Annotated in this window: 18 protein-coding genes; 5 read left to right on the top strand and 13 right to left on the bottom strand. The window is 61.3% G+C overall.

The window, feature by feature from the left end:
- Position 1 precedes the first annotated feature (1 nt).
- Genes JYP46_RS20460 through JYP46_RS20440 form a run of 5 tightly spaced genes read right to left on the bottom strand, consistent with a single transcriptional unit; the run spans position 2 to position 5,093 of the window.
- A complete protein-coding gene (locus JYP46_RS20460) occupies positions 2-1,384 on the bottom strand; it encodes an FAD-binding oxidoreductase (protein WP_206549160.1) in 1,383 nt (460 codons plus the stop codon).
- On the bottom strand, positions 1,381-2,586 hold the full coding sequence (locus tag JYP46_RS20455; protein ID WP_222474322.1) for an amidohydrolase family protein: 1,206 nt from the start codon (positions 2,584-2,586) through the stop codon (positions 1,381-1,383). The genes JYP46_RS20460 and JYP46_RS20455 overlap by 4 nt, the downstream gene beginning before the upstream one ends.
- A 50-nt stretch (positions 2,587-2,636) precedes the next feature.
- Positions 2,637-3,470, bottom strand: a complete 834-nt coding sequence (locus JYP46_RS20450) for an ABC transporter permease (protein WP_206545208.1) — start codon at positions 3,468-3,470, stop codon at positions 2,637-2,639.
- Between the two features lie 10 nt (positions 3,471-3,480).
- A complete protein-coding gene (locus JYP46_RS20445) occupies positions 3,481-4,284 on the bottom strand; it encodes an ABC transporter ATP-binding protein (protein ID WP_113156592.1) in 804 nt (267 codons plus the stop codon).
- Positions 4,281-5,093, bottom strand: coding sequence for a creatininase family protein (locus JYP46_RS20440; protein WP_206549159.1), 813 nt, complete (start codon positions 5,091-5,093; stop codon positions 4,281-4,283). Before JYP46_RS20440 ends, JYP46_RS20445 begins: the two co-directional genes overlap by 4 nt.
- 344 nt (positions 5,094-5,437) lie before the next feature.
- Here JYP46_RS20440 and JYP46_RS20435 point away from each other — a divergent pair, with 344 nt between their 5' ends.
- The 3 genes from JYP46_RS20435 (at position 5,438) to ltnD (ending at position 8,656) form a co-directional block, all read left to right on the top strand.
- Complete coding sequence (locus JYP46_RS20435; RefSeq protein WP_206549158.1) at positions 5,438-6,670, top strand: NAD(P)/FAD-dependent oxidoreductase; 1,233 nt, start codon at positions 5,438-5,440, stop codon at positions 6,668-6,670.
- Between the two features lie 61 nt (positions 6,671-6,731).
- Complete coding sequence (gene denD, locus JYP46_RS20430) at positions 6,732-7,724, top strand: D-erythronate dehydrogenase (protein WP_206549157.1); 993 nt, start codon at positions 6,732-6,734, stop codon at positions 7,722-7,724.
- Positions 7,721-8,656, top strand: a complete 936-nt coding sequence (gene ltnD / locus JYP46_RS20425; protein WP_236042304.1) for an L-threonate dehydrogenase — start codon at positions 7,721-7,723, stop codon at positions 8,654-8,656. The genes denD and ltnD overlap by 4 nt, the downstream gene beginning before the upstream one ends.
- A gap of 85 nt (positions 8,657-8,741) precedes the next feature.
- Here the strand turns inward: ltnD and JYP46_RS20420 are convergent, their stop codons facing one another.
- The 3 genes from JYP46_RS20420 to JYP46_RS20410 form a co-directional block, all read right to left on the bottom strand.
- Positions 8,742-10,190: an NAD-dependent succinate-semialdehyde dehydrogenase gene (locus JYP46_RS20420; RefSeq protein ID WP_206549156.1), complete on the bottom strand. Its 1,449-nt coding sequence runs from the start codon at positions 10,188-10,190 to the stop codon at positions 8,742-8,744.
- A gap of 108 nt (positions 10,191-10,298) precedes the next feature.
- On the bottom strand, positions 10,299-11,111 hold the full coding sequence (locus JYP46_RS20415; RefSeq protein WP_206549155.1) for an alpha/beta fold hydrolase: 813 nt from the start codon (positions 11,109-11,111) through the stop codon (positions 10,299-10,301).
- Positions 11,083-11,685, bottom strand: coding sequence for an amino acid synthesis family protein (locus JYP46_RS20410; RefSeq protein ID WP_113156598.1), 603 nt, complete (start codon positions 11,683-11,685; stop codon positions 11,083-11,085). Before JYP46_RS20410 ends, JYP46_RS20415 begins: the two co-directional genes overlap by 29 nt.
- 160 nt (positions 11,686-11,845) lie before the next feature.
- Here JYP46_RS20410 and JYP46_RS20405 point away from each other — a divergent pair, with 160 nt between their 5' ends.
- Together JYP46_RS20405 and JYP46_RS20400 are read left to right on the top strand one after the other, a co-directional pair.
- Positions 11,846-12,478 (top strand): GntR family transcriptional regulator, encoded by a 633-nt coding sequence (locus JYP46_RS20405; RefSeq protein WP_236042305.1) that lies wholly within the window; start codon positions 11,846-11,848, stop codon positions 12,476-12,478.
- Positions 12,475-12,864 carry a carboxymuconolactone decarboxylase family protein gene (locus JYP46_RS20400; protein ID WP_206549154.1) on the top strand — a complete coding sequence of 130 codons (390 nt, stop codon included), beginning with the start codon at positions 12,475-12,477 and terminating at the stop codon, positions 12,862-12,864. The genes JYP46_RS20405 and JYP46_RS20400 overlap by 4 nt, the downstream gene beginning before the upstream one ends.
- A gap of 93 nt (positions 12,865-12,957) precedes the next feature.
- On the opposite strand, the gene JYP46_RS20395 is transcribed toward JYP46_RS20400, so the two are convergent.
- The 5 genes from JYP46_RS20395 to JYP46_RS20375 form a co-directional block, all read right to left on the bottom strand.
- The gene (locus tag JYP46_RS20395) at positions 12,958-13,938 is read right to left on the bottom strand and encodes a TAXI family TRAP transporter solute-binding subunit (RefSeq protein WP_206549153.1); all 981 of its coding nucleotides are present in this window, start codon (positions 13,936-13,938) and stop codon (positions 12,958-12,960) included.
- Between the two features lie 17 nt (positions 13,939-13,955).
- Complete coding sequence (locus tag JYP46_RS20390) at positions 13,956-15,866, bottom strand: TRAP transporter permease (protein WP_206549152.1); 1,911 nt, start codon at positions 15,864-15,866, stop codon at positions 13,956-13,958.
- Positions 15,863-16,579, bottom strand: coding sequence for a GntR family transcriptional regulator (locus JYP46_RS20385; RefSeq protein WP_162742413.1), 717 nt, complete (start codon positions 16,577-16,579; stop codon positions 15,863-15,865). Before JYP46_RS20385 ends, JYP46_RS20390 begins: the two co-directional genes overlap by 4 nt.
- Positions 16,580-17,238: 659 nt before the next feature.
- Positions 17,239-18,024 (bottom strand): ABC transporter permease, encoded by a 786-nt coding sequence (locus JYP46_RS20380; RefSeq protein ID WP_206549151.1) that lies wholly within the window; start codon positions 18,022-18,024, stop codon positions 17,239-17,241.
- Complete coding sequence (locus tag JYP46_RS20375) at positions 18,024-18,419, bottom strand: ABC transporter ATP-binding protein (protein ID WP_222474324.1); 396 nt, start codon at positions 18,417-18,419, stop codon at positions 18,024-18,026. The genes JYP46_RS20380 and JYP46_RS20375 overlap by 1 nt, the downstream gene beginning before the upstream one ends.
- Positions 18,420-18,540 lie beyond the last annotated feature (121 nt).

Here is an 18,540-nt window from a genome sequence, read left to right as displayed (position 1 = left end):
TTCAGTCTTTGGCGGCCATGTCGGCCGTCCAGCCACGGGTCTTGCCAGGGTTGAGCAGGCCAAAGGGATCGGCCAGTTTCTTGAATTCGATCTGCATGGTGTCGATCTGCTTCATTCCACCATCCTCAATGGTGAAAGCGTGCGGATCGTAGATGTCGCAACCGTCCAGCTCTTCGAGTTCGCGGATAACCTGATAGGTGTCATCGCGGTCCTTGTAGCGGACCAGCGGCAGGCCGAAGATCTGCACTTCGCCTTCCAGCCGCGCCATTTCATGATGCATGTACTGGTCGTCGCCATAGCGCTCCATCTGGCGCATGACGGTCTCGGGATCGAAGGGGCGCGGGTAGGCGACCTGCAGGTAGGTCCAGCCTTCCTCGGCTTTCAGCGCCTGCAGGGTGGTGTGGTTCCAGCCGCATTCATATGCAGGTTGCAGCCCGTTTGCGTGAAGCTCGTCCTGCGTCATGCTGAAGGAAACGCGCCCGCCGAACGATGCCGCCAGTTCGGCAAAGCGCTCCTGCTCTTCGGGCGCGATCATCGCGAACACCGCGTCGCGGTCTGCCGGGAACAGGTCTCCGAACTTGGTGTAGAAGCGCGAGAAGCGGCGATCCACGGTGGTCAGCAGATAGCAGTCGAGTTTCTCTTCCAGCGCCTTGAGGCAGAAGCGAAGCGTTGCATCATAGCTGTCGAAGAGGGCGGCGGTGTGAATCCAGTCCGTCTTCTCGGTCAGGCCGATCTCCAGTTCCATGACAATGCCGTTGGTGCCATAGGCATGCTGCACCTTCTGGATGTCGTGGCCGTGCAGCTCGATGATTTTCGGTTCTGGCTCCAGCGTCATGACCTTCACCGAATAGATGTTGCCATCGTCGCGCAGCATGCCATGACGCAGCGAACCGATGCCGCCCGAGCCGCCGGTGAAGAAGCCGCCAATGGTGGCGATGCGCCGTGTCGACGGGTACATCAGAAGTTCCTGGCCTGTTTCGCGCACCGCGTCGTCCAGCCGGGCGATGCGCGCACCAGCCTGAACCCGCACACGGCCCGGCTCTATCGACAGCACCCTGTCGATTTTGGTCATGTCGAGAATGATGCCGCCTTCCAGCGGAACGCACTGGCCGTAATTGCCGGTTCCGCCGCCACGGATGGTGATCGGGATGCGCAGCCGGGCCGCCGCTGCCGCCACGCGGCGCACCTCTTCCTCATCTGCGGGGATGACGACGAGATCGCCGACGAAATGGCCGATATCCTCGCTGAGGATGGGGCTGTACCAGAAGTAATCGCGGGAGCGCAGCTCGACCTGTTTCGGATCGTCATAGACGCGAATGCCATCGATCTCGCTGCGGAAAGCGGCCCAGTCATAGGCGCGCGCGGGCTTGGTCGCGAGGTTCATGTGTTTCTCCAGTCGTTGGTTGCCGTCGGCAGCGGCGTACCGCTCCGATAGACAATGCGTTCGCTGCGGGGCCGGCTGATGAGGTCGCCCATGTCTGTTGCGGCATGCCAGATGAAGTCGGCCGGCATGCCCTTTTCGATGAGCCCTGAAATGCTGCTTCCGCATTTGCGGGAGGGCAGTGAGGTAATGCTGTCCAGCCAGGCGTCCGTTTCCAGATGCGCGGCTGGCACGGCCAGCCGCAGAACGGACAGCGGGTCGTAATCGCCGTAGGGGTAGAAGGCGTCGCCGACATTGTCGGAAGCGATCATCACTTCCATGCCCGCCGCGCGTGCTTCCTTCAGCGGCGCGAGGCCGCGAAGATTTGGCGTGCGGCCGTTTCCGCGATCCTGCAGGTAGAGGTTTGTGGAGGGCAGGGTAACGAGCGCCACGCCTGCGCGCGCGCCAGCCGCCAAAATCCGCTCCAGTTCGTCTGCCGGTCGCAGCGACAGGGAGCAGGCATGGCCGCACAGAACGCGACCGGCCATGCCGAAACGCGCTGTGGCGTCGATCACGAGCGACAGCCCGTCGGCTTCCGGCTCCAGCCCTTCATCGATGTGGAAATCGAGGTCGAGGTCATGGCGCGCGGCAAGGGTGAACATGGTTTCAACCTTCGCCGCCAGATCTGCGTTGCGGTAGAAGAAGGCACCGAACACGCCGCCGTCATCCGCGACCCGCGCCGCAATGGCGCTTCCGGCCTCCGGTACGATATCTCCCAGAACGAGGGCTGCCGGTTGCAGGTCGATCCGGCCTTTCCATTCTTCGCGCAATTCGCAAATGATGGGCCATGCGTCAGGCACTTCCGGCGTTACCCAGTCCACATGGCTGCGCAGGGCGCCGACCCCATGGGCGAAGGCCGCTTCGAGCGCGCGCAAGGCCCGCGCGCGGATATCGGCTGCCGACCAGTTCGGCCTGTCTTCTTCCATCAGCGCAATGGCGTCGAACAGGGACTGGATCGGGGCCGGACTGCCGGCCCTGATCCTTGCGATGGTGTGGGTCTTGTCGAGGTGAACATGCACATCGGCCAGAAGCGGCGTGATGAAGCCGCCGTGTGCCTTTTCGGCCTCGCCGGGGGGCACCGTAACGATATCGGCGATAACCCCATCCTTCACCACGACATCGTGGCGTCCGGGAAGTCCGGCCACGCCCACGCCTGACAGGCGCAATGTCCCATCCGGCGCAGAAACGTGTGGAATGTCGTGGCCTTTGTACACGCTCAGGCCTCCCGGCGGATTTCGCTTTCATGCCACCGACCAAGCACGAGGCGCGACAGCCAGCTCGTTGCAAGGAAGATGACAATGCCGAGAACCGAGACGAGGAACAGCGCGGCAAACATGCGCGGTATCTCGTTGCGGAAGCTGGATTCCAGAATGCGCGAGGCGAGCCCCGTGTTCTGACCGGCGGTGCCCGCGACGAACTCCGCCACCACGGCCCCGATCAGAGCCAGACCGCCGGCGATTTTCAGCGCTGCCATGAAATAGGGCAGGGCGCTGGGCGCGAGCAGAAAGCGCAGGCGCTGCAGGGGCGTGGCGCGATAGAGCTTGAACAGGTCGCGCAGGTTGTGATCGGCGCTGCGCAGGCCGATCACGGTGTTCGACAGGATCGGGAAGAAGGCCACGATCCAGGCGCAGATGAGCAGCGCTGTGAAGGTGTCATGCACATAGATGAGGATCAGCGGCGCAATCGCCACGACCGGCGTGACCTGAAGGATCACCGCAAAGGGAAAGAAGCTCATTTCCACGGTGCGCGATAGAGCGAAGATCATGCCCATCAGAACGCCGCCGGCAATGGCGCAGAGCAGAGAAAGCATGGTCAGCTTCACCGTGAACATCATCGAGCTCATCAGCGAAGACCAGTCCTTCACCAGCGTCTGCGCGATCAGCGACGGTGCGGGGATGATGTAGTGAGGGACCTCATGGTAGCGCACCAGCCCTTCCCACACGAGAAGCGCGATGATGATGGCCATTGTCGGCATGATGACCGCCTTGCGGCGCTCGATGCGGGCGCGGCGGTTCTGTTCTGAATTGAGTACTGGCGTCTCGGTTGTCATGGCGCGGCCCTCAATGGTTGATGTCGTCATTGCCGAGCGTCTGGTTGAGCGCGTCAGAGACGATTTCACAGCTTTCGGTGTATTCGCGGGTGGCGCGGAAATTGTCCGCACGGGGGTAGCTTCCCGGAATGGCGATATCGTCGACCACGCGCCCGGGCCTTGCGGCCATCACCACGACGCGGTTGGACAGATAGACCGACTCATAAACGCTGTGGGTCACGAAGATGACCGTCAGCCCGTGCTCCTGCCACAGACGCAGAACGTCGTTGTTGAGCTTGAAGCGGGTCATTTCATCGAGCGCGGCGAACGGCTCGTCCATCAGCAGAAGGCGGGGCTTGGTCACGATTGCGCGCGCAATCGAGACACGCATCTTCATGCCGCCCGAAAGTTCGCGCGGATAGGCTTTCGCAAACTTGCTCAGCCCCACCTGCGCCAGCACCTCCTCGACGCGCGGCGCTGCCTGCGCACGCGACATGCCGCCAAGACGCAGCGGCAGGTAAACATTGTCGAACACCGATGCCCAGGGCATGAGCGTCGGCTCCTGAAACACGAACGCGACGTCCTGCGGCCCGGAACTGCTTCCCGGCGCATGGCCGTTCACCGTGATCGACCCGGCGGACACTTCGGACAGGCCGGCGATCATGCGCAGTGCAGTGCTCTTGCCGCAGCCGGAGGGGCCAAGGAAGCTGACGAACTGACCGTCCTCAATGGAGAGTGACATGTCGCTGACAGCCACAATGCCCGTTCCATACTGCTTGTAGACGTTCTTGATTTCGATCAGTGGCTGCGAGCCGGTCGTAGCTGCTGCTCTCATTGTGCTTCCTCACCCCAGGCAGGATTGTTGTCGAGCCAGGTCAAAGGCGCGCGCTCCACCTCGGCGAGCACTTCGACGAGACGGTCGGCTGCATAATCGATTGTCTGGTGACCTTTCTCTGCGGTCGCCGCCGTGGCGTTGCCGGCAGCTCCGAAGGGATTGATGTCATGCATCTGCCAGCCGGGCTTTGCGCCCGCCAGCGAGATGTGGCGATATTCGCTGGCGAAGGTTTCGGTAAGGGCGGCGAAGTTCTGCGCCTTGCTCATCACGACCAGATCGGGATGCATGGCAAGCATCACCGATGTCTCCATGTCGCCGGCATGAATGCCGTGCAGCGTTTCATGCGCGTCATAAAGGCCGTCCGGCAGGCCATGTCCGAACCAGTTGACGGAAAACACCATCATGCCGTGGCGCTGGCGCAGTTCGCGCGCAACGATGTCCATGACGCTGATCTGCCCGCCATGGCTGTTGAGCAGCACCATCTTGCGCACACCGCTGGCGGCGACGCAGGCTCCAATCTCGCACCACATGGAAATGAGTGTCTGTGCCGAAAAGGTCAGCGTGCCGGGATAACGCGCATGCTCATTGCTTTTGCCGATCGGCTGGGTTGGCAGAAACAGGGTCCGGCTTGTTTCCGGTAATCGCTCGACGATGGCCGAAACCATTCCGCTGACGATCGCGGCATCCACCGACAGGGGCAGATGGGGTCCATGCTGCTCTGTCGCGCCGACAGGCAGAACCGCCACCATGTTGCCTCGATCAAGCCGGGAAAACTCTTCGCTCGTATAGTCCGACCAATATCTCTTCAAAATCAGTATTCCTCCCTCATGTTCCGTGCAGTCTCGCCACGGCAAGACGCCAAGCCGCCCCACATGGCGGTGTGCCTCCACACACCGCCGAAGCGACTTCCCCATCTCTGAAACTGAAGGCTTCCTCCCTGCGTTCCATGGGGGTTGGAACGATGTTCTGAGCAATATTACTAACTGATCTGACCGATCGGTCAAACTAATTGTTTAAATGACGTTGGAAATATGCAACGAAATGTCCTGCGGCCCCTCGAGGGAGAGCGAAACGTGCAAATAGCGCGGTAAGCGGGCTGCTTGAGATTGCTCTGGCGCGGGTCTTTGTGCCGGAGCTTTCAGCGGAGGTGTTTATGGTTGAGAGATGCATCATCGTGGGCGGCGGGCACGGTGGCTCGCAGGCTGCTGTCAGTCTGCGCCAGGAGGGATATTCCGGCGAGATCGTGCTGGTCAGCGATGAAAAGGATCTGCCTTACCACCGTCCGCCGCTGTCGAAATCCTACCTGAAAACGCCCGATGGAGAAGGGTTGGTGCTGCGCACCGAAGCCGTCTATCGCGACAATGCCGTCGAACTGGAGCTCGGCGTGCATGCCGAGCGGATCGACGTGGATGGCAAGCGCCTGATCGTTGCAGATGGACGAGAGCTCGCGTTTACCGATCTCGTTCTGGCGACGGGCGCACGCGCTCGCATGCCACAGCTTCCCGGAATGGAATTTGACGGCATCGTCACGCTGCGCACCATGGAAGACGCCCGCCGCATCCGCGCGGCAATGCCGATGGTTGAAAATGTCGTGATCGTCGGTGGCGGCTTCATCGGCATGGAAATGGCGCATAGCTGCATCGGCCTTGGCAAGTCGGTCACCCTCATCGAGGCTGCACCGCGCGTGCTTGCCCGCTCTGTCGCGCCGGTCGTTTCCGCTCACGTGGAAGAGCGCAGCCGCTCCGCCGGTATCGATCTGATCACCTCTGCGCAGCTTGCCGCTATCCATGGCGAGGGTGGAAAGGTCGTTGCAGTTTCCACCGCAGATGGCCGCCGCTTCGACGCTGATATGGTCGTGATGGGCATCGGTGCCGTGCCCAATGTGGAACTTGCCGCCGAGGCGGGGCTTGAGGTTGCGAATGGCGTCGTTGTCGATCCGAACCTGCGCAGTTCAGCACCGCATATCTACGCCATTGGCGATTGCGTGAGTTTTGATCACCATCAGCTTGGTGAGCGGGTGCGGCTGGAATCGGTGCAGAACGCCACCGACCATGCGCGGCACATCGCTCGGGTTCTCACCGGCGGTGGCCGGCCCTATGCCGAGGTTGCCTGGTTCTGGTCCGATCAGGGGGACATGAAGATCCAGACCGCGGGGCTGGCGGCGGGCGCAGACAGTCTCATCGTTTCCGGCGCTTCCGAAGACAATGCCTTCTCCGTCTATCATTTCAGGGGTGAGAAACTGGTCGCCGTCGATTCCATCAACAGGCCAGCCGACCACATGATCGCGCGCCGACTTCTTGGAGCTGGCATCAACCCTTCGGCTGCGGATATCGCGGAGGGCGCCCAGCGCCTCAAGCAACTGATCAGCGCCTTCAAGGCGAACTAAGCCCTTCACACATTGCGCGGCTGAGGCGACAGTCGCACAAAATCATCCGGAGTTCTGTGAAATGCTTCACTGCCTTATCATCGGCGCGGCCGGCATGCTCGGCGACGGGCTGGCAAAGCGCCTCGTAAAGGATGGCGAAATCGGAGGCCGCAAAATCGGACGGCTGACGCTGTTCGATATCGTACCAGCCCATGCGCCTCACGTGGAAGAGATAAGTGTCACGGTTGAGGCGGGCGATATCTCGGCCGTGGAAACGGCGGAGCAGCTCGTTGCTTCCCGTCCTGACGTGATCTTCCATCTGGCGGCCATTGTATCGGGCGAGGCGGAGCGGGATTTCGAAAAGGGCTACCGCATCAATCTGGATGGCACCCGCAATCTGTTCGAGGCGATACGCAAGGCCAATGAAGAAGACGGATACTGCCCGCGCGTGGTCTTCACCTCGTCGCTGGCGGTTTTCGGATCGCCACTGCCCGATGTGATTGGCGATGACCACATCATCACGCCGCACTCCAGCTATGGCACCCAGAAGGCCATCGGCGAACTTCTCCTTGCAGACTACAGCCGGCGCGGCTTCTTCGACGGCATCGGCATCCGCCTGCCGACCATCTGCATTCGACCGGGAAAGCCGAATGCTGCAGCTTCCAGCTTCTATTCCGGCATTCTGCGTGAACCGCTGGCCGGACTACCGGCCATCCTTCCGGTCGATACATCCATGCGGCACTGGTTCGCCAGCCCCCGCGCGGCAATCGGCTTCATGGCCCATGCGGCAGCAGTCAGCAGCGAATTGCTCGCCGGGCGGCGCAACATGACCATGCCCGGCGTTTCGGCAACCGTGGCCGATGAGATCGAGGCGTTGCGCGCCATAGCCGGCGATGCCGCCGTTGCCCTCATCCGTCACGAAAAAGACCCGGCCATTGAGGCGATCCTCTCCACATGGCCCCAGGCGTTTGAAGCCGACCGGGCGCTCAAACTCGGTTTTGAGGCCGACGAGTCGTTTGAAGCGATCGTGCGCGCCTATCTCGAAGATTACGCAACAGATGCGGAGCAGGCATGATGAACACAGCAGTGCAGGACAACGCCGCCGGAAACTTCCTTCTGATCGGTCTCGGCGCGATGGGCTATGGCATGGGCAGTTCGCTGCTGCGCGCCGGTCTGGGCGCGGATGGTTTCGATTTGAATGGTGATACGCAGGCGCGCTTCCGGGCTGAGGCCGGGCGAGACCGCCCGCTGGTGGTGGCTGCCGGCGAAGCCGATGGCGCCATTCTCGTCGTCGTTAACGCCGCGCAGACGCGTGAGGCCCTGTTCGGTGCGAACGGTCTTGCCGCAATGCTGAAGCCGGGTGCGGTGGTGATCAGTTGCGCCACCATTGACCCGCAGCAGGCCATTGCGTTCGAGCAGGAGCTCGCGGAAAAGGGCATTCTTTATCTCGACGCCCCGATCTCGGGCGGCTCCGCGCGCGCGGCGCAGGGCAAGCTTTCGGTCATGGCCTCAGGCTCGGCGGAAGCCTTTGAGAAAGCACAACCAGCGCTGGACGCCATGGCTGAAACAGTCTTCCGGCTGGGCGACCGGGCCGGGCCGGGGTCGGCGATGAAAAGCGTCAACCAGCTTCTGGCCGGCATTCATATCGCCGCCGCAGCGGAAGCATTTTCCTTCGGCATCGCGCAGGGGCTGGATGCGGATCAGATCATGCAGGTCATTCCCGCCTGCGCCGGCTCGTCGTGGATGTTCGAGAACCGGGGGCCGTACATCACAGATGGCGATTACCGACCGCATTCGGCGATCGACATTTTCGTCAAGGATCTGGGCATTGTCACCGATGCGGCATCCGGCGCGAAACTCGACCTGCCGGTTTCGCAGGCGGCACTTGAACGCTACCGCGCGGCTTCTGCCGAGGGCATGGGGCGCGAGGGGGATATTGCGCTCATGAAGCTCTATGCTGCCCAAAGCGGCATCGACCTGCCGCCGAAGCGCTACGAGGACAAATAGAGTTGCTGCCCGGCTACAGGTTCAGCTGATCAAAGCGGTTTCGCCGCAGGGGAGCCTGCGGCGAAACTGTCTTGGAGCGACACGCTCACAGCGCCAGGCAGCAATATTTCATTTCCAGATAGTCCTCGATCCCGTGGCGGGAGCCTTCCCGGCCGAGACCCGATTGCTTGATGCCCCCGAACGGCGCGACTTCCGTTGAAATCAGGCCGGTGTTCACGCCGACCATGCCGTATTCGAGTTCTTCCATCATTCTCCAGACGCGGCTGAGGTCGCGGCTGTAAACATAGGATGCGAGACCGAATTCCGTATCATTGGCAGCCTCCACCACCTCTTCCAGAGTGGAGAAGCGGAAGACCGGCGCCAGAGGCCCAAACGTCTCTTCTTTTGCAACGGCCATCTGAGGTGTGGCGTCCCGCAGGACGGTCGGCTGGAAGAACGTGCCGCCGAGGTCATGCGGCGCGCCGCCCAGAACCACCGTGCCCCCTTTTTCCAGCGCGTCGTCGATATGGGCGCGAACCTTGTCCATCGCAGAATGGCTCACCAGCGGGCCGACCGCGCAGCCTTCCAGGAAACCATCGCCAACCTGCAGGCTGGATACGGCTTTGCTCAATCTCTCGACAAACGCATCGTAGACGGCATCCTGAACATAGATGCGGTTTGTGCAAACGCAGGTCTGTCCTGCATTGCGGAATTTTGAGGTGACGCAGCCTTCCACGGCGGCGTCGAGGTCGGCATCGTCAAACACGATGAATGGCGCATTGCCGCCGAGCTCAAGCGACAGTTTCTTGATCTGGTCTGCCCCGTTGCGCATCAGAATGCGCCCCACATTGGTCGAGCCGGTGAAGCTGATCTTGCGAATGGTCGGGTTTTCCGTGAACTCCAGTCCCACGCCGACACTGTCTGTCGACGGGAGAACGGAAAGAAGTCCCCGAGGCAGGCCTGCTTGTTCGGCCAGCTTTGCGAGCGCGAGGGCGGAAAGCGGTGTTTCGGTTGCCGGTTTGACCAGAATGGCGCAGCCGGCGGCAAGCGCTGGCGCGACTTTGCGCGTGATCATCGCATTGGGGAAGTTCCAGGGGGTGATTGCGCCAACCACGCCAACAGGCTGCCTGATCACCATCAGCCTCTTGTCTTCATGATGCCCCGGTATGGTTTCCCCGTAGATGCGTTTGGCTTCTTCTGAGAACCACTCGACAAAGCTTGCGCCATAGAGAATCTCGCCGCGCGCTTCAGCCAGCGGCTTTCCCATTTCAGCCGTCAGGATGGCCGCCAGGTCGTCGGCATGATCGACGATCAGGTCAAACCAGCGGCGCAGGATGCCGGCGCGCTCTTTTGCGGTGCAACGCGCCCAGACTTTCTGCGCTGGCGCGGCCGCCGATATGGCGCGGCGAACATCGTCGCGTGTGCAATCCGCGACATCGGCCAGCTTTGCTCCCGTGGAAGGGTTCGTCACCGGAAAAGCCCGGTCGGTGCGGCGCCAGTCTCCGGCGATGAACGCATCCGAAATGAGAAGGTCGGGTCGATCAAGGGGGATCATCGTTTCTCTCGCAATCTTGGGAAAGGGACGTTGCGGCCGTGCTCTGTTTCGAAGAACACGGCCTTTCTCTTGTACGCCTTGATCAACGCTTTGCGGTGAGTGTGCGGATCAGGCTGTGCGGCTCAATGCGCAAGGGATGCTGAGCCAGGTTTCCAGCTCGTGGTTCACGGTATCCACCGCTGTCAGGTTCACCATGTGGCGATGCCCGGCAACGATAACCGCGTGACCGTTTTGTGCTGCCTGCGCCATGGCGCGCGACATCGCCGGTGTGGAGTTTGGATCACCTTCACCGGTGAGCGCCAGCAACGGACATTCAATGCCTGAGACGTGATCGGCATAGTATGTATCGCCACGGGAGAAGGCCGTGTAGGCCGTTGCATAGCCCGCATGATCGACACTGCCGAGCCATTCGGCCACCTGATCGCGCGCTTCCTGCTCGGCAGGGCTGTCACCGAACCAGCGGCCCAATGGGGTGGCGACATCAAAGGCGCCAGCCCGGATTTGCGCGGCACGGTCTTCGACGGCGGCACGCGCGTCAGGATCCCGGCGGAACACGCCGTTCAACAGTGCAACGCGCTCAACCAATTCGGGATAGGTGACCGTGAAGCCAACGGCGATCAGGGCGCCCATGGAGTGACCCGCCAGACTGATCTTCTGCAGGTTGAGTGCGTGCAGCGCCGTGCGCAGCCAGCGCACATAGTCGCACACCTGCGCGCCTTCGGGCAGGTGGCTGGTGAGGCCGTGCCCGGGCATGTCCAGAGCAAAGACATGATGCGTCTTTGAAAGTGCATCGATCTGCGGCCCCCAGGCCGCAGACTGCATGCCGACGCCATGGATGAGGACGACAATGTCGCCCTCTCCAGCCTCGCGATACCCCAGTTGGCCGTAACCCTCAGACAGCTGCAGGGTTTTCAACGTCATGCCCGAGCTCCTTGAGGTCCTGATACCGGTCGCCGATGCGGTGGTGCGGCCGTCCGCCAATCGAAGCACCAAGCGCGATCACGATTTCATCCGCTGCCGGTGCGTCTGCTATTGAAAGCTGGATGGTGAGATAATGACTGCGCTTTCCGCCGTCATTCTTGTCCATGAGCGGGATCATGAGCGGAGCGTTCGCCGGACCGCGCGTGTTGCAGAAAGCGAGGTATGACTTGGCGCCCACCGCCTCACGGTAATGGTTGCCGAAACGGAGCGTGTGGATCAGAGCCGAAGCGTGCTCGACTTCGCCGGACAGGCCGACGATTGCCGATTTTCCGTAACCCTCGACCTTGTCGCCGCCGCCTGCTGCTTCCAGAATCATTTCGGTGAGGAGTTCGCCCAGTCCGGGGGCGCAATCCATGATCTCGGGCCTCAGATCCTCGACAAAACCCCGTCCTGCCCACGGGTTCCGGATGACGGCCACTGCCGCGATCATTTTCAGGGGCGTTGGTGCAGCTTTCCCGCCTTCGATGAGCGTTTCCTCGACGTGTAGTAGTGTTTTGCGGATCTCAGCAGGCATTCGCAGCTCCCGGTTGATTCGAACGGTTGGTGTTGATTATGGTATACCGTAATACAATCATTCAAACAACCTTGCTTGCGGGAATCGACGCTGCTATCTCGTCGGCATGACAAATCTTGGCCTGAATAAAATTGAGCAGCAGCCCACCACCCTGCGAGACATGGTTCTTGAACGCCTGCGCGATGCGATAATCGACGGCGTGTTCAAGCCGGGCGACCGACTGGTTGAGCGCGTGCTCTGCGAGCAACTGGGCGTCAGCCGTACGGTGGTTCGAGAAACGCTGCGCTATCTCGATGCGGAAGGTCTGGTGGAGCATCTGCCCAATCGCGGGCCGATCGTCGCCAGGATGGACTGGGACGATGCACGGCAGATCTACGATATCAGGCTGAAGCTTGAAACGGCGGCTGCCGAGGCCTGCGCAAGGAACATGACACCGGATCTTGAGCGGCGTCTGCGCGAAGCGCTTGTCGATCTGGAAGCCGCTGCCGCAAAGGAAACACCCGGTGCGCTCTTCAAGGCCACGACGCGGTTTTATGCTCTCATCTTCGAGGGGGCAGGGCACAACATCGCCTGGGAAGTCGTGCAGCGCCTGAACGGCCGTATTTCCCGCCTGCGCGTGATGACGCTGACCAGCGAAAACAGAAAAGTGTCTGGCCCGACCCATATGCGCAACATCTGCGAAGCGATTGCTGCGCGCGACCCGGACGCGGCCCTGGCTGCCGTTGAAGCCCACCTGACGGACGCCACGTCCATCGCACAGAAACTCCTGGCCGGAGACAAGGAAAAATCATGAGCGCATTCGACGAAGACCTCTTCCTCAAGGGGCTGGAGAAACGAAAGTCCACGCTTGGGGCCGAGTATGTCGAAAGCAATCTGGCAAAGGCTGATGAATTCACACGCCCTTTTCAGGAAGCGATGACGGCCTGGTGCTGGGGCTTCGGCTGGGGCGATGAGGTCATCGACGCGAAAACGCGGTCGATGATGAACCTCTCGATGATTGGCGCGCTCGGCAAGATGCACGAGTGGGAGCTGCATTGTCGCGGGGCCATTCGCAATGGCGTGACCCAGGACGAACTGCGCGCCATCATTCATGTGATCGGCATCTATTGCGGCGTGCCGCAGGCGCTGGAGTGCTTTCGCGCCGCGCGCAAGGTTCTGGAAGAGGTGGAAGCGGAGTAGCAGGCCGATCACCGGCGGCGACTGCTCTGCCTTTTTAGATGTGCTTTCACGACTGGAAAGAAAACGGGCCGGTCTTGGACCGGCCCGGAAGCATCAATCGGCAATCGCGCCGATTTCCTTGAAGTAACGCTCCGCGCCGGGGTGCATCGGAACGGTCCGCTTCTGCGCCCCAAGCTCTACGGTCAGTCCCTTGAAGCTCGTGTTGCTCTCGCCGAGCGCCTGCAGGTTTTCCCAGAAGGCCTTCGTGAATTCGTAGATCATGTCCTCGTCGGCTTCCGCGTCGGTGTAGATCACCTGCGCCAGACCGAAGGTGGAGACCGGCTCATCCTGCCCGCGATAGGTGCCTGCCGGCACTTCGAACGGTACGAGGAGGTCGTAGTAGACTTCGTTGAGGCGTTCGATCAACTCGGGGTCGAGGTTCAGATAGCGCATCGGTACGGTGGACGAAAGCTGCTGTGCGTTTGCCAACCCCACCTGGAAGACATGCATGCCGCCGTCGAAGACGCCATTGCGGATTTCATCGAAAACCTGCCCGGTGGAAACCGTTCCTGCCTTGATATCGTCCGTGGAAAGGCCGGCTGCCTTGAGCAGCTCCAGATTAAGCCCGTAGGTGAAGCTCGACGGCGTGTTGAGGTTGATCGCATGTCCCTTGATGCCCTCAAGCGATGTGATCCCTGAATCTTCGCGCACAAAGACATTTTCCGGCACGACACTGAAGATGAACAGCTGTCGCAGGTTCTTGAACTCGTCCGCGATGGGGATGTTGGCGAAGTCATTGCGCTTGTTGTAGGCGAATTCCAGATCGATCAGCGTGTTGAGAGCGATGTCGAGTTCGCTGTTCAGCACCAGACCGAGATTGTCGCGGTAGCCGCCGGTGGTCTGAACGGACAGTTTGTACTTGTCCTGCGCGTTGTTGAACACTTCCGAGATGGTTGCGCCGTTGATGTAGGGGCCGGAGCCGGAGCTGCTGGTTCCGATGGAAAGCTGCTCCTGAGCCGAGGCGGCGGACGAAACCATGATCGAGGCGGCGGCAAAGAGTGCTGCATGCCGGATTTTGGACGGTATCTTGAACATTTACTTCTCCCTTTTGATTACGTGTTCTGGTGTTTTGCGCCGGTTGCCGGGGCGCTCTGGATTCCATCGAGTCTGGCGCGGCGCAGATAGATCAGGGCGACGACGGCGACGCCTGCGATGTCGGTGAGGTAGCCGGGGTTGATGAGCGAGATGGCCGCTGCCGCCAGCAATGCGCGTTCGATCCAGTTGATCCGTCCGGCGCACCAGCCCTGCACCGCGGCTGCCATGGCAAAGACGCCGATCGCAGCCGAGCAGGCCGAAAGCGCGACCGTCATGGCATCACCCTGAAGCAGCAGGGCCGGTGAGAACAGGAACATGAACGCGACAATGAAGCCCGGCAGCGAGTGAACGAATGCGGTGACTGCCGTGCTCCACCAGTTCGCGCGTGCAATGCCGGCAGCCACCACGGCCACGAGGGCCACCGGAGGTGTGGAGCCGGATTTGATCGCGAAGTAGAAGAGGAACAGATGCGCGCCGAGCAGCGGTGCGCCGGCGGCGGTCAGAGCCGGAGCCGTGAACATCGCCAGAAGCAGGTAGGCGATGGGCGTGGGCATTCCCATGCCGAGCAGCGTTGCCGCAACCACAGCGAGGATGGCGGTCATCAGCAGCGAGCCGTCGCTGACCGAGAGGATGATGTCGGCAATGCGCGGTCCAAGGCCCGTTGTCACGATCGCCGCCTGAAGGAGGCCGATTGAGACGATCAGGGCCGTGATCGCGGCCGCCTGGCGCGCGCCACTGTCGAACTGGTCGAGAATGGCCCGGAAAGGCATGCGCGAAACGCTTCGTGCGAGACCGCACACCATTGCGATGCCGATGGCGATGAGGCTGGCGTAAGACGGTGTGTAGGACTCGACGATCAGCAGATAGAAGAGCACGGCGGGCGCGACCAGAAGATGCCATCCATCGGCAAAGCTCTGTCGCAGGCTGGGGATCTCGTCTTCCGGAATGCCTGCAAGGCCGGCCTTGCGCGCCTCGAAATGCACCACGCAGTAGAGCGAGAGATAGTAGAGAACGGCGGGCAGAATGGCGGCAACTGCAATCGTTGCGTAGGGGATGCCGGTGAGCTGCGCCATGATGAAAGCGGCCGCGCCCAGAATTGGCGGAACGAGCTGTGCGCCTTCCGAGGTGTTGGTTTCCACGGCGGCTGCCACATGCGGCCGGAAGCCGGTGCGGATCATCAGCGGGATCGTGAACGTTCCCGTGGTGACGACGTTGCCGACAGAGCTTCCCACCATGGTGCCGAGACCGGCGCTGGCGACCATCGCGCTCTTGGCCGCGCCGCCGACCTGCCGGCCGGTGGTGGCGTTTGCGACCTTCATGATGAAGTCGCCCGTGCGCGTTGCCTGCAGGGCCGAACCCAGCATCATGAACATGAACAGATAGGATGCCGCGACGCTCAGGCCGGTGCCGAAAAAGCCTTCGGTTGTATAGGCGGTCAGGTAGATGATCCGCTTGAGGTCCATGCCCGCATGCTGCATGACGCCGGGAAAGTAGGACCCGTAGAGCATGTAGACGACACCGAACACGCCAAGTGCGAACAGTATGGTGGAGTGCCGGCGCGCGGCCTCCAGCGAAATGACGATGATCGCGACGCCGATGGCGACATCCGTGCCTGTGAGGTAGCTGGAGCCCCAGAGATTGATCAGGCGTTCGAAATTGACGATCACATAGCCCATGGTCACGATGGTGGCCGCGGCAAATGTGGCGTCCAGACCCCATTGAACGCTTCGCATGACCTGCTGATCGGCCCGCGTCCGGTCAAGGAAGGCGATGCAGAGCATGGCGCAGGCAAACAGCGCGAGGTGAACGATGGTTGTCTTGTACGGTCCGAAAAGCGTCGCGTATGCCATATATGCGAATATGAGCATCCCGACCGCTGTCAGCACCCAGTCGACGCCGGAGCGACGCTCTCGCGTGGGTTCTGTCATTTCAACTGATCTCCTTGTGGGGTGGAGCCCTGCGGCGCCTTTTTCAGGTGGCGCAGGGCCGCGTCACACGCTGCAGCGACGTGGACGAAACTTGCTTTTTCGGCGGCGGCGGTGTCGCGGGCAATCAGGGCAGAAGCGATTGCCTGCATCTCCGAATGGCTTGCGTCATGACGTTCCGGGTCGGACATGGACTGCGTCCGCAGAAAGTAGACGCGTTCGATGATCGCGTTCAGGGAACGCTGGATTTCCCCGTTTCCGGACCCTTCGATCATGATGTCATAGAATGTCGTGGTCGCTTCCCTGATCGCTGCGAGTTCGCCGGCTCTGAAGGCGTTCTTCAGCCTCTCGGCGGCCCCGGCGATGTCGTTGATCGTGTCACTGGAGGCGCGCTGGGTGAAAAGTCGCGCCGCCAGAGCTTCCAGGCTGGCGCGTACTTCGTAGATGTCCCGGATCTCGCGTGCGCTCATCAGAACGACAATTAGATTGTTGTTGGCGTCGCGACCGACCAGCCCTTTCTCTTCAAGCCGGGCAAGGGCCTCGCGAACAATGGTCCGGCTCACGCCGGTTGCTTCGCAGAGTTCGCGTTCGACGATCTTCTGGCCGGGAGCGAGCTTCCCATCAAGGATTGCACCCTGAATGGTGTCCTGAACCCGCGACCGCAATGTCGGCGTGGTCCGGTCGATGCGCAGCATCTCCATAGTGTGAACGCTCATCAGCCACCTCCCATGCCTGAGACCCGTCATCTGTTCCTGCCCAAAGCGGGCGGGCCAGCGAATGCCTCGCCGCCTGAACATCGGTATACAATAATACCGTATTACAGAATACTCAACCCGTTTTCTGTTTCGGGGCGGAATCCGGGCGCAGGAGTGGCTAAAGCGGCTCGCCGATAGCCCGAATGTCGTCCGCATCGTTGAAGCAATGCGAGGTTTGCTGCTCGTTAAGGGAGAAAATCAGTCGTTTGTCCGCTCAACCGAGCTGATCGAACGCAAGGCCGCATCAAAGGAGCAGGCCGAAATCTGGTCTAGGGTGATCCAAAGACGGGGCGCTCAGGCGTGGCGGAGAAGAGCTCCGAGTGTCACTGGCTTTGAACCTTGATGGTCAAAAGCGTTTGACGCCGGTCGATGGAGGCAGTTGCCGACATAGCCCACGGCGCGGTTTCGCGCGGGATCCCGGAGGAACGGGAGTGGAGAGCTGAGTGGCGCTCGCAATAGCCTCTGCGCTGCCCGATTTTTCAATCGAGGGGAGCCGCAAGGCGTACCATGATCTGAATATAGGAAGATGGTCGGGCGGCCTGTCAGCCGCATAAGTTTGCAGGCCCGCAATCGTAACGGTTTCAAGCAGTCACGATTGCGGGCTTTTGCAAGGTTGGTTGCTAGGATTCCTGCGCCTTCTTGGCGACAGAGGCGTGCCAGGGGGTCAGCCAGCCGCGCAGTTGAGCGATCAGCGTGTAGAGCGTCAGTCCAATCAGCGTCAGAAGCACGATCACGGCGAAAAGGCCCGGGACCTGCAGCTCCTGCAACATGGCGACGGCGAGATAGCCGAGGCCTTCATTGCCACCGATGAACTCGCCGACGATGGCGCCGATCATCGACATCACTACGGCCACTTCCATGCCGGCCAGAACCACGGGCAACGCGGTGGGCAGGTCGAGCATTGTGAAGCGCTGTAGCGGGTTTGCCTGCAGCATGACGAACACGTCGCGGTCGCCCGGCTCAACGGAACGGAACGCGATCAGCGAGTTCGAGAAGACCGGGAAGAATGACAAAGCTGCGGCTATGACGATCTTCGATTCCAGCCCAAAGCCAAACCACAGGATGAAGAGCGGTGCGAGCGCGATTTTTGGAATGAGCTGCAGGCACACAATGAAGGGCTTGAACGCCCATTCAAGCATCTGCACCCGAGCCATTGCCATGCCAAGCGTGATGCCGAGAAGGACTGCGATCAGAAAGCCGGAGACAGCCTCGATCACGGTGACAAGCGCATGACGCCAGACCTCGGCGTCGCTCACCAGTTCGATAAAAGCGACGACGATCTGATACGGCGTCGGCAGGATGAAGGCAGAGACATCGGCAGTGTGCACATACACTGTCCACGCGATCAGAAAGGCTGCAACGGTTGCTGTCGGAAGCGCTATGCGGATGAAACGATCTGTGCCCATCAGTGGCCTCCTGTCAGGCTGGCGCGAAGATGCACGAGCATGTCCTGGAATTCGGGTTTGCGTTGCAGATCAAGCGTGCGGGGGCGCTCGAAAGGCATCTCGATGACCTCGGTAATGCGGGCCGGTCGGGCGGCGAGCACCACGACGCGGTCCGACAGGAATGCGGCCTCGGTGATCGAGTGCGTAACGAGGATGGTCGTGACATGCGCCTTCGCGCAGACCGACATCAGCTCCATGTTCAGCGTGTCACGTGTCATCGCATCGAGTGCGCCGAAGGGCTCGTCGAGCAGCAGAACCTGAGGTTCGGTGATCAGCGCGCGCGCCAGCGAGGCGCGCTGGCGCATGCCGCCGGAAAGTGCAGAAGGCCGCGCTTTCTCGAAACCCTTGAGGCCCACGGTGAGAACGGCGGTGGAAAACTAGACCACGGTAGCGGCTGGATTGTCCTGCTGCGGGCGGCTGAAAAGTCGTCCACTTTTTCCCTTTTCTGCTTGGCGCAGGGAGGGACGAGGGATCTAC

Source organism: Nitratireductor aquimarinus, from assembly GCF_017255295.1.
Lineage (GTDB): Bacteria > Pseudomonadota > Alphaproteobacteria > Rhizobiales > Rhizobiaceae > Nitratireductor > Nitratireductor aquimarinus.
The sequence above is the reverse complement of the archived record's forward strand: the minus strand, read 5'-3'. Positions and strand labels throughout refer to the sequence as shown.